Annotated in this window: 14 protein-coding genes; 10 read left to right on the top strand and 4 right to left on the bottom strand. The window is 64.8% G+C overall.

Translation table 11 applies throughout. From position 1 onward, the window contains the following. Nucleotides 1–5 precede the first annotated feature (5 nt). Entirely contained in the window at nt 6–860 is an 855-nt protein-coding gene (locus ACUXVH_RS18010; protein WP_011062814.1) for a LysR family transcriptional regulator, read from the bottom strand. Between the two features lie 88 nt (nt 861–948). Between ACUXVH_RS18010 and ACUXVH_RS18005 the strand changes: the two genes are divergently transcribed. Beyond that, nucleotides 949–1,383 carry a multidrug/biocide efflux PACE transporter gene (locus tag ACUXVH_RS18005; RefSeq protein WP_011062813.1) on the top strand — a complete coding sequence of 145 codons (435 nt, stop codon included), beginning with the start codon at nt 949–951 and terminating at the stop codon, nt 1,381–1,383. Between the two features lie 6 nt (nt 1,384–1,389). Here ACUXVH_RS18005 and ACUXVH_RS18000 read toward each other — a convergent pair whose 3' ends face one another. Then, on the bottom strand, nt 1,390–2,037 hold the full coding sequence (locus tag ACUXVH_RS18000; protein ID WP_065365390.1) for a TetR/AcrR family transcriptional regulator: 648 nt from the start codon (nt 2,035–2,037) through the stop codon (nt 1,390–1,392). Nucleotides 2,038–2,188: 151 nt separating this feature from the next. Here ACUXVH_RS18000 and ACUXVH_RS17995 point away from each other — a divergent pair, with 151 nt between their 5' ends. The 4 genes from ACUXVH_RS17995 to ACUXVH_RS17980 are packed head-to-tail and all read left to right on the top strand — an operon-like array spanning nt 2,189 to nt 5,676. Then, a complete protein-coding gene (locus tag ACUXVH_RS17995; protein WP_015636707.1) occupies nt 2,189–2,797 on the top strand; it encodes a paraquat-inducible protein A in 609 nt (202 codons plus the stop codon). Next, nucleotides 2,797–3,411: a paraquat-inducible protein A gene (locus ACUXVH_RS17990; protein ID WP_011062811.1), complete on the top strand. Its 615-nt coding sequence runs from the start codon at nt 2,797–2,799 to the stop codon at nt 3,409–3,411. Before ACUXVH_RS17995 ends, ACUXVH_RS17990 begins: the two co-directional genes overlap by 1 nt. Continuing rightward, on the top strand, nt 3,404–5,095 hold the full coding sequence (locus ACUXVH_RS17985) for a PqiB family protein (RefSeq protein WP_015636705.1): 1,692 nt from the start codon (nt 3,404–3,406) through the stop codon (nt 5,093–5,095). The genes ACUXVH_RS17990 and ACUXVH_RS17985 overlap by 8 nt, the downstream gene beginning before the upstream one ends. After that, entirely contained in the window at nt 5,092–5,676 is a 585-nt protein-coding gene (locus ACUXVH_RS17980; protein WP_065365391.1) for a PqiC family protein, read from the top strand. The genes ACUXVH_RS17985 and ACUXVH_RS17980 overlap by 4 nt, the downstream gene beginning before the upstream one ends. Before the next feature lie 60 nt (nt 5,677–5,736). Here the strand turns inward: ACUXVH_RS17980 and ACUXVH_RS17975 are convergent, their stop codons facing one another. Beyond that, nucleotides 5,737–6,654, bottom strand: coding sequence for a LysR family transcriptional regulator (locus tag ACUXVH_RS17975; protein ID WP_011062808.1), 918 nt, complete (start codon nt 6,652–6,654; stop codon nt 5,737–5,739). 199 nt (nt 6,655–6,853) lie between these two features. Here ACUXVH_RS17975 and ACUXVH_RS17970 point away from each other — a divergent pair, with 199 nt between their 5' ends. From ACUXVH_RS17970 to ACUXVH_RS17950, 5 genes are all read left to right on the top strand, one after another. Further along, nucleotides 6,854–7,612, top strand: a complete 759-nt coding sequence (locus ACUXVH_RS17970; RefSeq protein WP_041119565.1) for a 5-oxoprolinase subunit PxpA — start codon at nt 6,854–6,856, stop codon at nt 7,610–7,612. Between the two features lie 95 nt (nt 7,613–7,707). Then, nucleotides 7,708–7,950, top strand: a complete 243-nt coding sequence (locus ACUXVH_RS17965; RefSeq protein ID WP_011062806.1) for an acetyl-CoA carboxylase — start codon at nt 7,708–7,710, stop codon at nt 7,948–7,950. 10 nt (nt 7,951–7,960) lie between these two features. Further along, the gene (locus ACUXVH_RS17960; RefSeq protein ID WP_065365392.1) at nt 7,961–9,334 is read left to right on the top strand and encodes an acetyl-CoA carboxylase biotin carboxylase subunit; all 1,374 of its coding nucleotides are present in this window, start codon (nt 7,961–7,963) and stop codon (nt 9,332–9,334) included. Next, nucleotides 9,331–10,203, top strand: a complete 873-nt coding sequence (locus ACUXVH_RS17955) for a 5-oxoprolinase subunit B family protein (RefSeq protein WP_015636702.1) — start codon at nt 9,331–9,333, stop codon at nt 10,201–10,203. Before ACUXVH_RS17960 ends, ACUXVH_RS17955 begins: the two co-directional genes overlap by 4 nt. Next, on the top strand, nt 10,200–11,174 hold the full coding sequence (locus ACUXVH_RS17950) for a 5-oxoprolinase subunit C family protein (RefSeq protein ID WP_065365393.1): 975 nt from the start codon (nt 10,200–10,202) through the stop codon (nt 11,172–11,174). Before ACUXVH_RS17955 ends, ACUXVH_RS17950 begins: the two co-directional genes overlap by 4 nt. 132 nt (nt 11,175–11,306) lie before the next feature. Here ACUXVH_RS17950 and ACUXVH_RS17945 read toward each other — a convergent pair whose 3' ends face one another. Then, nucleotides 11,307–12,917: an inorganic phosphate transporter gene (locus ACUXVH_RS17945; protein WP_015636700.1), complete on the bottom strand. Its 1,611-nt coding sequence runs from the start codon at nt 12,915–12,917 to the stop codon at nt 11,307–11,309. Nucleotides 12,918–12,987: the final 70 nt, after the last annotated feature.

Genomic DNA, 12,987 nt, shown 5'->3' with positions numbered 1-12,987 from the left:
CGCGGTCATTGCAGCATCTGCGCCAGCAACCAGCTGCCCGCCGGCCCTGGCGGGTGCAGGCGCGACCAGAGCGCGTCCACCGCCACGGTGCGCGGCCAGCCACGCACGTTCAGCTCCTGCAACTTGCCCGCGCCAAAACCTTCCACCAGCCAGCGCGGCAGGGGCGCCCAGCCAAAGCCGCCCTGGGCCATCTCCAGCAGCATCAGGTAGCTGGGGGCCGACCAGACCCGGCCCTGGCAGCGGCTGTCGTAGGGGTTGAGCACGGTGGCCAGACGCAATTCACGGTGCTGGCGCAGGCTTTCCTCATCGACCCGGGCCTGCTGCGCCAAGGGATGCTTGCAGGCCACGTAGAGGGAAATCTCACTGCGCTCCTCCATGGTCTTGTGCTCCAGGTCCGCCGGGTAGTCGGCCTGCATCTCGGCAAAGGCGATCTGCGCCCGGCCGCTCTGCACCAGGGCGATCAGGTCTTCGCACTCGGCAATCAGGCATTCCAGCTCGAGGTCCGGGTAACGCTGCTCGAAGGCGCTCAGGCTGCTTTCGAAGCGATCCGACTGGTAGGTGTCCGACAGCGCCACCGTGAGTTTCGCCTCAATGCCCTGGGACAGCTGGCTGGCGGCCATTTCCAGGCGGCTGGTGGCAGCCAGGATTGCTTCGGCACGCTGCAGCAGCACATGCCCGGCCGGGGTGAGGCCGGGCTTGCGGCTGGAACGGTCGAAAAGCTGCACGTCGAGGTCGATCTCCAGGCTGGCCACCGCCGCGCTGATGGTGGACTGGCTCTTGCCCAGCTTGCGCGCGGCAGCGGAAAAGGAACCTTGGGTGGCTGCCTGGACAAACGCCAGCAGCACTTCATGTGAGGCCATGAACTATCGCCCTGCTCGATGGTTATTGATTATGAAGTATCGGCCTTGTCCTGGAAGATCGGCAACACATTCATTCAAGGAGCCGACCATGAGCCTTCAGAAATCCCTTAACGAACGCATCTTCCAGGCGGTAGGTTTTGAACTGCTGGCGGTGCTGATCTGCACCCCGCTGCTGTCCTGGATCATGGACAAGCCCATGGCCGACATGGGCCTGGTGACCATCGGCATCGGCCTGTTGGCCCTGGCCTGGAACGTGGTGTTCAACGGCCTGTTCGACCGGTTGCTCAAGCGCTTGCAGTGGGTCCACAACGGCTGGACCCGGGTCCTGCATGCGTTGATGTTCGAAGGCGGGCTGGTGGCAGTGGGCGTACCGATGATTGCCTGGTGGCTGAATATCAGCCTGCTGCAGGCGTTCATCCTGGACATCGGCGTGTTGCTGTTCTTCCTGCCGTACACCTATGTCTATCACTGGGTCTACGACGTGCTGCGGGACAAGTGGCTGCAACAGCGCCTGGCTCACTGAGCCGGTTCAGGGCGCCGGGTGCCGCCCTTCGATGGCAGCCAGATAGGCTTCCAGCGCCCGCGGCACTTCTTCGAGCAGCAGCTGGCTCTTGAACTCGGGGTGTTCCAGGGCCAGCTGGAACAGGCCGATGGGCAGGCCGAGCATGGCCATGGCGTAGGCCTCGCGCTCGGCGGCACTGGCCCGGGGAAGGCGCAGCGCCAGGACCTGGCGATAGACGCTCTTGATCTGCAGGCGCAGGTCCGGGGCCTGCAACTGGCCCATGGCAAACCCCGGGTTGATCATCAGCAGCAGGTCGGGGTGCTGCTCCAGGTATTCGAGGATCGGCAGCACCATGCGCTCTATCACTTGCCGGCCACTGGACCCCGTCCAGACCTGCGGAGCAACCGCCAGCAGGTCGCTGGTGATGGTGCTCATGGCTTCGATGTGGCGCTGGCCCAGGGCTTCGAGCACTTGCTGCTTGTCACTGAAAAAATGATAGAGCGAACCGATGGAGGTACCGGCCAGCCGGGCGATGCCGTGCATGGTCAGGTTCGCCGCCCCCTGGCTGGGCAGTAGCCGGGCACAAGCGTCGAGGATCGCCATCACCCGTTCGTGGCCACGGGACTGTTTGGGGGCTCGGTGGGGAGCGGCGGGGGAGGGAATGGATTCGGTCATGGTCAGCGAAATGTCCGGGGGCGCCTATTATGGCGTAGAGCGTGGGGTGCAGTCCTAGAGAAAACTAGACACCATCCTCTACTTTTTCAGAAAATACCCGGCTTCGGGTTCCGTTCAGTGAACCTGCTGTCCTCCTGACTATCTGAAGGCCATGACTATTTCCCGCAACTGGATCATCTGCGAACACTGCGATTCGTTGTACGAGTCCGTGCCGCTCGGCAAAGGCCAGACGGCCCAGTGCTCGCGCTGTGGCGCGGTACTGGCCCGTGCCCGTTGGCTGAGTGTGCAGCAGCTGTTGGCCCTGTCGATCACCGCCGGGTTGTTGTTCGTCTTCGCCAATCTGTTTCCGGTGATCAAGATCAGCCTCGAAGGCCTGAGCAACGAGGCAACCCTCTGGCAATCGGTGGAGGCCCTGGCCCAGGGCCGCATCAGCCTGATTGCCGCGATCACCGGCCTGACCATCATTCTTGCGCCGTGCCTGCAGATCATCCTGCTGTGCTGGGTGCTGGGGTTTGCCAATGTGGGGCGCGCCGCACCCGGCTTCAAGGCCAGCATGCGCGCTCTGGAGCACCTGCGGCCCTGGAGCATGCTGGAGGTGTGCCTGCTGGGGATCCTGGTGGCCATCGTCAAGCTGGCGGGGATGCTCGATGTGCACCCGGGGCTGGGGCTGTGGGCCCTGGCGATGCTCACGGTGCTGATCATCCTGATTTCCGGCAAGGACATCCGCTACCTCTGGGATGACCTGGAGGGCCGCTACTGATGAGCGCTCCGCCCTACGCCCGGGACCACCAATTGATGCTGTGCCACACCTGCGGCCAGGTCTGCCAGGCGTCCGAGCATCAATGCCCGCGCTGCGATGCGCCGGTGCATGCGCGCAAGCCCAACAGCCTGGCGCGCACCTGGGCCTTTCTCCTGGCCAGCCTGATCTTCTACATTCCGGCCAACCTGCTGCCGGTGATGCACACCAGCATCTTTGGCAGCGCCAGTGAAAACACCATCATGAGCGGCGTGGTGGAGTTCTGGAAACACGGTTCCTGGGACATCGCCCTGCTGATCTTCATCGCCAGCGTGGTGGTGCCCTGCAGCAAGTTCTTTGTCCTCGGCACCCTGCTGGTGACCTGCCAGCGCCGCAGCCTCTGGGCCCAGCGCGAGCGGGCCAAGCTCTATCGTTTCATCGAGCTGATCGGCTACTGGTCGATGCTCGACGTGCTGGTGGTGGCCCTGGTGGCGGCCCTGGTGCAGTTTCGCGCCCTGAGTTCGATCGACCCGCGCATGGGTATTCTGTTTTTTGGTTTGGTGGTGGTGCTGACGATGTTGGCGGCCATGAGTTTCGATCCCCGGCTTATCTGGGACGCAGAGGTTGAAGATGTCTGATCATCCAGGTTCCAACGCAGCAAATCCCCCGCCCGTTCCTGGCGCTCCGGCGCTGCGCACGCGGCGTTTCAATGTCTCGCTGGTGTGGCTGGTGCCGATTGTCGCGGCCCTGGTGGGGCTGTCGATGGTGGTGCACAACTCACTCTCGGCGGGGCCGGAAATCAGCATCAGCTTCCAGACCGCCGAAGGCCTGGAAGCCAACAAGACCCAGGTCAAGTACAAGAACGTGGTGATCGGCAAGGTGACCTCCATCGCCCTGAGCGACGACCGCAAGAAGGTGGTGGCCAAGGTCGAGCTGGACCAGTCCGCCGAACCCTTCACCGCCGACGATTCGCTGTTCTGGGTGGTGCGCCCGCGAATCGGCGCCAATGGCATTTCCGGGGTCGACACCCTGCTTTCCGGGGCCTTTATCGGCGCCGACGCCGGCAAGTCGGAAAAACGCAAGGACAGCTTCAAGGGCCTGGAAACCCCGCCGCCCATCACCTATGGGCAGAAGGGCAAGCGCTTTACCCTGCACACCGACGACCTCGGCTCGCTGGACATCGGCTCGCCGGTCTATTACCGGCGCATCGAGGTGGGGCAGGTGGTGTCCTACCAGTTGGCCAACAGCGGCAAGGGCGTGGACGTGAAGATCTTCGTCAACTCGCCCAACGATAAGTACGTCACCACCGACACCCGTTTCTGGAACGCCAGCGGCGTCGACGTGACCCTCGGCGCCAACGGTTTGAAGGTCAACACCGAGTCGGTGTCGTCGATCCTCGCCGGCGGCATTGCCTTCGTCGAACCCAAGTACAGCCCCAACGCCAAGCCGGCTGACGAGAACGCCGAGTACACCCTGTTCGGCGACCAGGACACCGCCCTGGCGCCGCCCGACGGCGCGCCCTATTACATTCGCATGCGCTTCGACCAGGCCTTGCGCGGCCTGTCGGTGAATGCCCCGGTGGAGTTCCTCGGGGTGAACATCGGCAAGGTGGTGTCCATGGACCTGGACTACGACGAGCAGCGCAAGTATTTCCCGACCCTGGTCGGCGCGGTGATCTACCCCGAGCGGCTGGGCAAGGCCCACGAAAAGCTGGTGAAGCAGACTGGCGGCGAAGACGACGCCCGCTCGGCGAAACTGATCGGCGCCTTCGTCAAGAACGGCCTGCGCGCCCAGCCCCGCAGCGGCAACCTGCTGACCGGCCAGCTGTACATCTCCCTGGACTTTGTCACCAACGCCAAGCCGGTGGCCTATGACGCTACCGCACGGCCCCTGGAGATTCCCACTGTGCCTGGCAGCATGGACAAGTTGCAGGAGCAGTTGCAGGCCGTGGTGGACAAGATCAGCAAGCTGCCGATCGACTCCATTGCCGCCAACCTCAATGGCAGCCTGGCGGAGATGCAGAAGACCCTCAAACAGGTCAACGGCGAAGTGCTGCCACAGATGCGCGACACCCTGGAGCAATCCAAGAAGACCCTGGCCAGCGCCAACGAGAGTTTCTCCGAAGACTCGCCGCAGCGGCAGAAACTCGGCCAGGCCATGGAGGAAGTGCAGCGCACCGCGCGTTCGGTGCGGGTGCTCAGCGATTTCCTCGGGCGTCATCCTGAAGCGCTGATCCGCGGGCGCCTCAAAGACAATCAACCGGATGCCTACCAGTCGCCATCCTCCTCTGTTCGCGAATCCGTACCGGAAGCCCAGCCATGAAAACCCGTGCCCTGTTGCTCTGCCTGACCCTGGGACTTGCCGCCTGCAGCTCCGCGCCCACCCATTACTACACCCTGCTGCCACCGGTGGCCGAAGGCAGCAGCGCGGCCCGCACCGGGGGGCCGCAGTTCGAAATGTCCACGGTGAGGATTCCGGTCCAGGTGGACCAGCCGCAACTGGTGGTGCGCCAGGACAGCGGCACCCTGGCGATCCTCGAAACCCAGCGCTGGAGCGCGCCGCTGGTGGATGAGTTCCACGATGCCCTGGCCAGCCAGATGGAGCAGAAGCTGGGTACCCGCAACCTTGAAGGCCTGCCCAAGCAGCCCGGGCGCCCGGTGCTGTCGTTACAGACCGATGTGCGGCGCTTCGAGTCCCTGCCCGGGCGCTATGCACTGATCGATGTGGTCTGGAGCCTGCGCCAGCGGGGTGAGGGCGGCCCGGCCCGCAGCCTGACCTGCAGCAGCCAGATCCACCAGCCGGCGGGGGTGGAACTGAACAGCCTGGTCCAGGCCCATCAACAGGCCATCGCCCAGTTGGCCGGGCAGATCGCCGCCGCCGCGCAACGCTGGACCTGCCCCTGAATCACCCTGTAGCCGCTGGCGCAGGCTGCGAACGGCTCAGCAGGTGACAGGGCCACACGCTCAGCGCCGGGCGCTGAGTTGCTGGGGCGCCAGGAAGGCGTCGTGGAAATAATCGCGCAGGGCCTGCATGGCCGGGGTGAAGGTACGCTCGCGGTGCCAGGCCAGCCCCACGCTCATGGGCGTGACCGCATCGCTCAGGCTCAGGGTCTCGATACGCTTGCCTTCCAGTGACCAGGGCCGGTGCACCAGATCCGAGAGGATCGCCACGCCGCTGCCGTTGGCCACCATGCTGCGCACCGCTTCCACCGAGCTGGTGCGCACGCGCACCCGGGGCTGCTGGCCGGCCTGTTCCCAATAACGCATGGCGCTTTGCTCGGCTTCGTCGACGGTGAGCAGGATGAACGGCTCCTCGGCCACGTCCGCCAGGCTGATGCTGCTGCGCTCGCACAGCGGATGATGGGCCGGCAGCCACAGCCGGCGCTCGGAGTTGAACAGGGTCTGCGAGACGATGTCCGGGTGCGTCAGGTTGGCGGTGAGTACCACTGCCATGTCGAAGCGGCCTTCCAGCAAGCCTTGCTCGATGGCCTGGCGTTCCTGTTCATGGAGCTCGATGGTGACGTCCGGGTGCCAGTGCTGCAGGCGCTGCAGGTGGTGCGGCAGGAAGTAGCCGATCACCGTGTAGCTGGCCGCCAGGTGCAATACGCCGCTGGCCCGATAGTCCGGCAACGGGCTGTTCAGGGCATCTTCGACGCTGCGCAGGATCACGTAGGCGCGGTTGAGAAAATGCCGCCCGGCATCGGTCAGGTTCATGCCCTGGGCCGAGCGCACGAACAGCTGCACGGCGAGCATCGCCTCCAGCTCCTTGATCGCCGTGGTCACCGCCGACTGGGAAATATTCAAGTGCAGCGCCGCCTGGGAAATCTGCCCGATCTCGGCGGTAGCAACGAAATAGCGCACCTGGCGCAAGGTCAACGACACGGCCCATTCCCCTCTAACGCTGCAGGAGCCGGCTTGCCGGCGAAAGCGATCGTGCAAGCGCCTGTGCCGTCACGCATCACGCTGCCTGCTAGCTTTATCTGTTTTTCAGAACAAGCTCTATCTGATAATAGATCTTCCCAAGGGGTCAAGGGCGCTCTAATTTTCGTCGCACGAAGTCACGAGAGTTGGAGCAACAGTGATGCAGGCAGTGGATTTCAATTCGGACATGGGCGAGAGCTTCGGCCCGTGGACCATCGGCGATGGCGTCGACAACGAGCTGATGGGCTTTATCAGCTCGGCCAATATCGCCACCGGCTTTCACGCCGGCGACCCCGGCACCATGCGCCGCACCATCGAACAGGCCAAGCGCCTGGGGGTAGCCATCGGCGCCCATCCGGGGTTTCGCGACCTGGTGGGTTTCGGCCGCCGGCACATCAATGCCCCGGCCCAGGAGCTGGTGGACGACATGCTCTATCAGCTTGGCGCCCTGCGGGAAATGGCCCGGGTACAAGGCGTGAAGCTGCAGCACATCAAGCCTCATGGTGCGCTCTACATGCACCTGGCCCGGGACGAGGAAGCGGCGCGGCTGCTGGTGCAAAACCTGCGCCGGCTGGAGCCCGAGTTGCTGCTGTATTGCATGCCCAATTCGGTGATCTGGCGCGTGGCCCAGGAGCTGGGGCAGCCGGTGATCCGCGAGTTCTACGCCGACCGCGACTACGACCTCAGCGGCTCCATCGTGTTTACCCGCAACGTCCGCGCCCTGGACCCGGCAGCCGTGGCGGCCAAGGTGCTGCGCGCCTGCCAGACCGGCCTGGTACGCACCGTCGAAGGCGAGGAGCTGTTTCTCGAATTCGATTCCATCTGCCTGCACAGCGACACTCCGGGTGCCCTGGATCTGGTGGAGGCCACCCGCACGGCGCTGGATCAGGCCGGTATCGAGGTCCGTGCACCGCGTTGAGGCGCATCGACACGAAGCACCGCGCACAGACGCGGGGTTCATCTGGTTTTGTTTTTTTTGCCTGCCTTTCTACAACTATTCCAAAAGGAACAGACATGGCCGAATACAGTGTTATCACCCCCTTGCCGGGCACCTTTTATCGCAAGGCCACCCCGGAGTCGGCGCCTTTCGTCGAGGTCGGCGACAGCGTCAGCGCCGATACCGTGATCGGCCTGATCGAAGTCATGAAGCAGTTTTCCGAACTGACCGCCGGGAGCGCGGGTCAAGTCAGCGCCTTTCTGGTGGAAGACGGTGATCCGGTGGAACCGGGTCAGGTCGTCGCGACGCTCGAACAGTGAGGGCCGGGGCATGACTGGATCAATCAACAAATTGCTGGTGGCCAACCGTGGCGAGATTGCCGTGCGCATTATTCGCGCGGCCAAGGCCCTGGGGATTCCCACCGTTGCCGCCTGCAGTGAGGCGGATGCCGATTCCATGGCCGCACGTATGGCCGATGAAGTACAGATCATCGGCCCGGCGCGGGCCGACAAGAGCTACCTGAATGTCCAGGCCCTGCTCGGTGCCTTGCAGGCCAGCGGTGCCAACGCGGTACATCCGGGCTATGGCTTTCTTTCCGAGAATGCCGACTTCGCCGAGGCGGTGGTCGAGGCCGGGGCGATCTTCGTCGGTCCCAGTGCCGAAACCATCCGCCGCATGGGTGACAAGGCCGAAGCCCGGCGCACTGCGCAGGCGGCGGGAGTGCCGGTGGTACCGGGCTCCCCAGGAGAACTCTTCGACCTGGACAGTGCGCTGGCGGCCGCTGAAGTCGTGGGCTTTCCGTTGTTGATCAAGGCCAGTGCCGGCGGTGGCGGGCGCGGGATCCGCCTGGCCCGGGACGCGGCGCAATTGGCCGAGGAATTCCCTAGGGCGCAACGCGAAGCCCAGACGGCTTTCGGCAACGGCGCGGTGTACCTGGAGCGTTTCATTGGCCGTGCGCGGCACATCGAAGTCCAGGTGTTGGGCGATGGCAAACACGCGGTGCACCTCTTCGAACGCGAGTGTTCGCTGCAACGGCGGCGGCAGAAGATCTTCGAGGAAGCGCCTTCGCCGGTACTCAGTGCCGAGCAGCGTGAGCAGTTGTGCAGCAGCGCCGTGCGCCTCACCGAAGCCTTGGGCTACCAGGGCGCGGGCACTCTGGAATACCTCTACGACGACAGCACCGGCGAGTTCTTCTTTATCGAGATGAACACGCGGATTCAGGTGGAGCACCCCATCAGCGAGCTGATCACCGGCATCGATCTGGTCCAGGCCATGCTGCGTATTGCCGGGGGCGAGCCCCTGGGTTTGCGCCAGAGTGATATCCGGCTTAACGGCGCGGCCTTGCAGATGCGCCTGAACGCCGAAGATCCGGCGCGGGATTTCTTCCCCAGCCCGGGCAAGGTCGAGCAGTTGATCTGGCCGCAAGGCGCCGGGGTGCGAGTCGATAGCCACCTGTACCCGGGCTATGCTGTGCCGCCTTACTACGACTCGCTGCTGGCCAAGCTGATCGTCCACGGCCGTGACCGCTGCGAGGCTCTGGCCCGGGCGCGGATTGCCGTGGAGCACACCACCCTGACCGGCATGGCCAGCACCTTGTCGCTGCACCGTGAACTGCTGGCCGAACCCTGGCTGGAGCAGGCCGACTTTCACACCGGAACCCTGGAAACCTGGCTGGCCGAGCGCCGCGCCGGAGGTGTCGCATGAACCTGCCTATCCGCTACAGCTTTGGTGCCGACGAGCACCTGTTCGCCGAAGTCAGCGACAGCATGTCCCTGGAAGCCTTCTTCAAGGGCATGGCGGTGACCCGCGCGGTGGAGCGCCTGGAATTGGATGGCGTGCTGGATGTGTGCCTGGCCAATGCTTCGTTCCAGATCCGCTTCGACCCGGACCGCATCGCCCCGCACACCCTGCTGGAGGCGGTGCAACAGGCCGAGGCCTGCGCGGTGGCCGAGCGCAGCCTGCATACCCGGATCATCGAGATCCCGGTGCTCTACAACGACCCCTGGACCCATGAAACCCTGATGCGCTTTCGCGACCGGCACCAGGACCCCAGCGCCACCGATCTTGAGTACGCGGCGCGGATCAACGGCCTGGCGGATGTCGAAGCCTTTATCGCCGCCCACAGCGGCGCGCCCTGGTTCGTCTCCATGGTGGGCTTTGTGGCGGGCCTGCCGTTCATGTTCCAGATGGTCGAACGTGAACGGCAACTGCAGGTGCCCAAGTACCTGCGGCCGCGCACCGATACGCCCAAACTGACCCTGGGCCATGGCGGCTGTTTCGGCTGCATCTACTCGGTGCGCGGTGCCGGCGGCTACCAGATGTTCGGCGTCACCCCGGCGCCGATCTACGACCCGCAGCAACAGTTGGCCTACCTCAAGCAGCACATGGTGTTCTTCCGTCCGGGGGACATCGTGCAGTTCAAGCCCATTGACCGCCAGGCCTATGACCTTGCCGTGGCCGAGGTCGAGGCCGGGCGTTTCGACTTGCGCATCCGCGAGGTGGAGTTTTCCCTGGATGCCTTTCTCGCCGACCCGGTCGGCTATCCCACGTCGCTGCAGGAGGTGCTGGCATGATCAAGGTCATCAAACCGGGCCTGGCCACATCGGTACAGGACCTGGGGCGCGAAGGTTTCTATCACCTGGGGATTCCGCCGTCCGGGGCCCTGGACCAGTACGCCCTGAGCGCCGCCAACCAGCTGGTGGGCAACCCGGCGGGGGCAGCGGGGCTGGAGTGCACCTTGCTCGGCCCTGAGCTTGCATTCAGCACCAGTGCCCTGGTGGCGGTCTGCGGTGCCCACATGACCCCCAAGCTCGATGGCGTGGACATGCACCTGGATACCGCCTTTGCGGTCAAGGCCGGGCAAGTGCTGCGCTTCGACTTTCCCAAGGCCGGGGCCCGGGCGTATCTGGCGGTGGCCGGTGGCATCGATGTGCCGCTGGTGTTGGGCAGCCGCTCGACTTACGCCTTGGGTACCCTGGGTGGTTTCCAGGGCCGGCGCCTGGTGGCGGGTGATGAGCTGCCGGTGGGCGTCGCCAGCGGCAAAAGCCGTCCCGGTGCCAGCTTGCCCATGGCGCTGCGCCAATCCCTGGGGGGCGAAATCACCCTGCGGGTGGTGCCGGGCCTGTACTACGAGCGCTTGAGCGAGGCGGCCAAGGCCAGCTTCTTCGCCGAACCCTGGACCGTGGGCTCGGAGGCGGACCGCATCGGCTATCGCTTCAAGGGCGGCAGCGCCTTGAGCTTCCAGCCCAGGGAGCAGCCGTTCGGTGCCGGTTCCGATCCGTCGAACATCGTCGACAGCTGCTATCCCATCGGTTCGATCCAGGTGCCGGCGGGGCTCGAACCCATCGTCCTGCACCGGGACGCGGTGTCCGGTGGTGGCTACGCGATGATCGGCACGGTGATCAGCGCCGACCTCGACCTGATCGGCCAGATGCAGCCCAACCAGAAGGCCCGTTTTGTCGCGGTGACCCTGGAAGAAGCGCTGGAGGCCCGGCGTTCCTACAAGAAAAAGCTCAGTTGCCTGAGCAAGTTGTTCCCTTCCTGACCTTCTTGCTCGTGTAGCCGCTGGGAGCCTGAGGCTGCTGCAGGTTTGGCGAGGGATCGCCAGGCAAGGCCCCGCGGGCCTTTTCGCAGCCTCGCAGGCTCGGCAGCGGTTACAGAGGGGGAGGCATGCCCCTCAGAACAGCTGAGTGAACAACCAGTACAGGCTGCCGGACAGCAGGATCGCCGCCGGCAGGGTCAGCACCCAGGCCATGGCCAGGTTGCGGATGGTGCGCATCTGCAAGCCGCCGCCATTGGCCACCATGGTCCCGGCCACCCCCGAGGACAGCACATGGGTGGTGGACACCGGCAGGCCGAACATGTCCGCCGCGCCGATGGTCAGCATCGCCACGGTTTCCGCCGAGGCGCCCTGGGCGTAGGTCAGGTGGGTCTTGCCGATCTTTTCGCCAACGGTGACCACGATGCGCTTCCAGCCCACCATGGTGCCCAGGCCAAGGGCGATGGCCACGGCGATCTTCACCCACAGCGGAATGAAGCGCGTGGCGTTGTCGATCTGTTGCTTGAACAGTTGCAGTTTGTCCCGGGTGTCCTGGTCGAAGTGGCCTACCTGATTCTTGTCCATCAGGCGGATCGCCTCGCTGGTCAGGTACATGTCGTTGCGCACGTTGCCCATGGCTTCGGCGGGCACCTTGGCCAGCGAACCGTAGCCCTTCACTTCAGTGCCGATGGCGCCGGTCAGGGCGGCCAGCGCGGGGATCAGTTCCGGCGTCGCTTCCTTGCTGCGCATGTACTCCGAGAGCACCGCGCGGGAATCGGCCGGCGCCGGTTGCGGGGCACTCTTCACCAGGGCCTGCTGGGTGACTTCGGCCACCGCGGCGAATTGCAGCGACTGGTCGGCGGGCATGGTGCGGTTCAAGGCGTAGGCCATGGGCAGGGTGCCCACCAGGATCAGCATGATCAGGCCCATGCCTTTCTGGCCGTCGTTGGAACCGTGGGCGAAGGACACGCCGGTGCAGGTCAGGATCAGCAGCCCGCGAATCCACCAGGGCGGCGGTGCGTCGCCCTTGGGTGCCTTGTACAGGGCACGGTTCTTGACGAACAGGCGCAGGGCCAACAGCAGCAGGGCGGCGAACACGAAGCCGATCAGGGGCGAGAACAGCAGGGCGTAGCCGACCTTGGTGGCCTGGCCCCAGTCCACGCCGCTGGTGCCGTCGCGGCCATGCATCAGGGCATTGGCCACGCCGACACCGATGATCGAGCCGATCAGGGTGTGGGAAGACGAAGCCGGCAGGCCCAGCCACCAGGTGCCGAGGTTCCATAGGATGGCGGCGATCAGCAGGGCGAAGATCATCGCGAAACCGGCTGAGGAACCCACCTGCAGGATCAGTTCCACCGGCAGCAGGGCGATGATGCCGAAAGCCACCGCGCCGCTGGACAGCAGTACGCCGAGGAAGTTGAACAGGCCGGACCAGACCACCGCGAACTGCGGCGGCAGCGAGTGGGTGTAGATCACCGTGGCCACGGCGTTGGCGGTGTCATGGAAACCGTTGACGAACTCGAAGCCCAGGGCGATCAGCAACGCCACGCCCAGGAGCAGGAACGGGGTCCAGGTGGTGACCGTGGTGCCCAGCTCGTGCATGTCGTGCACCAGGCTGTAGGCGGTGAACAGCAAGCCCATGGCCAGCACCGCGAAGAAGGCGACGAGGGTGAAGGGGCCGGGCTTTTTATCCAGTTGCGGTTTGCTGTCGAGGTTGGACGAAGCGGCAGTCAGGGACGGGGTGGCCATTGCTGGACAATCCTGTGGCGAGAAGGAGTGCTGCCCATGATCGTTGCTGAATGTTACAGGGAGGCTGCCT

It is taken from the genome of Pseudomonas sp. 8(2025) (assembly GCF_052665325.1).
The sequence above is the reverse complement of the archived record's forward strand: the minus strand, read 5'-3'. Positions and strand labels throughout refer to the sequence as shown.

Excerpts from the sequence above, each read along its gene's own strand:
- ACUXVH_RS17970 (WP_041119565.1), top strand. The coding sequence starts at position 6,854 with ATGCAGGCAGTGGATTTCAATTCGGACATGGGCGAGAGCTTCGGCCCG.
- ACUXVH_RS17985 (WP_015636705.1), top strand. The coding sequence starts at position 3,404 with ATGTCTGATCATCCAGGTTCCAACGCAGCAAATCCCCCGCCCGTTCCT.
- ACUXVH_RS18000 (WP_065365390.1), bottom strand. The coding sequence starts at position 2,037 with ATGACCGAATCCATTCCCTCCCCCGCCGCTCCCCACCGAGCCCCCAAA.
- ACUXVH_RS17960 (WP_065365392.1), top strand. The coding sequence starts at position 7,961 with ATGACTGGATCAATCAACAAATTGCTGGTGGCCAACCGTGGCGAGATT.
- ACUXVH_RS17945 (WP_015636700.1), bottom strand. The coding sequence starts at position 12,917 with ATGGCCACCCCGTCCCTGACTGCCGCTTCGTCCAACCTCGACAGCAAA.
- ACUXVH_RS18010 (WP_011062814.1), bottom strand. The coding sequence starts at position 860 with ATGGCCTCACATGAAGTGCTGCTGGCGTTTGTCCAGGCAGCCACCCAA.
- ACUXVH_RS17955 (WP_015636702.1), top strand. The coding sequence starts at position 9,331 with ATGAACCTGCCTATCCGCTACAGCTTTGGTGCCGACGAGCACCTGTTC.
- ACUXVH_RS17980 (WP_065365391.1), top strand. The coding sequence starts at position 5,092 with ATGAAAACCCGTGCCCTGTTGCTCTGCCTGACCCTGGGACTTGCCGCC.
- ACUXVH_RS17990 (WP_011062811.1), top strand. The coding sequence starts at position 2,797 with ATGAGCGCTCCGCCCTACGCCCGGGACCACCAATTGATGCTGTGCCAC.
- ACUXVH_RS17995 (WP_015636707.1), top strand. The coding sequence starts at position 2,189 with ATGACTATTTCCCGCAACTGGATCATCTGCGAACACTGCGATTCGTTG.
- ACUXVH_RS17965 (WP_011062806.1), top strand. The coding sequence starts at position 7,708 with ATGGCCGAATACAGTGTTATCACCCCCTTGCCGGGCACCTTTTATCGC.
- ACUXVH_RS17950 (WP_065365393.1), top strand. The coding sequence starts at position 10,200 with ATGATCAAGGTCATCAAACCGGGCCTGGCCACATCGGTACAGGACCTG.
- ACUXVH_RS18005 (WP_011062813.1), top strand. The coding sequence starts at position 949 with ATGAGCCTTCAGAAATCCCTTAACGAACGCATCTTCCAGGCGGTAGGT.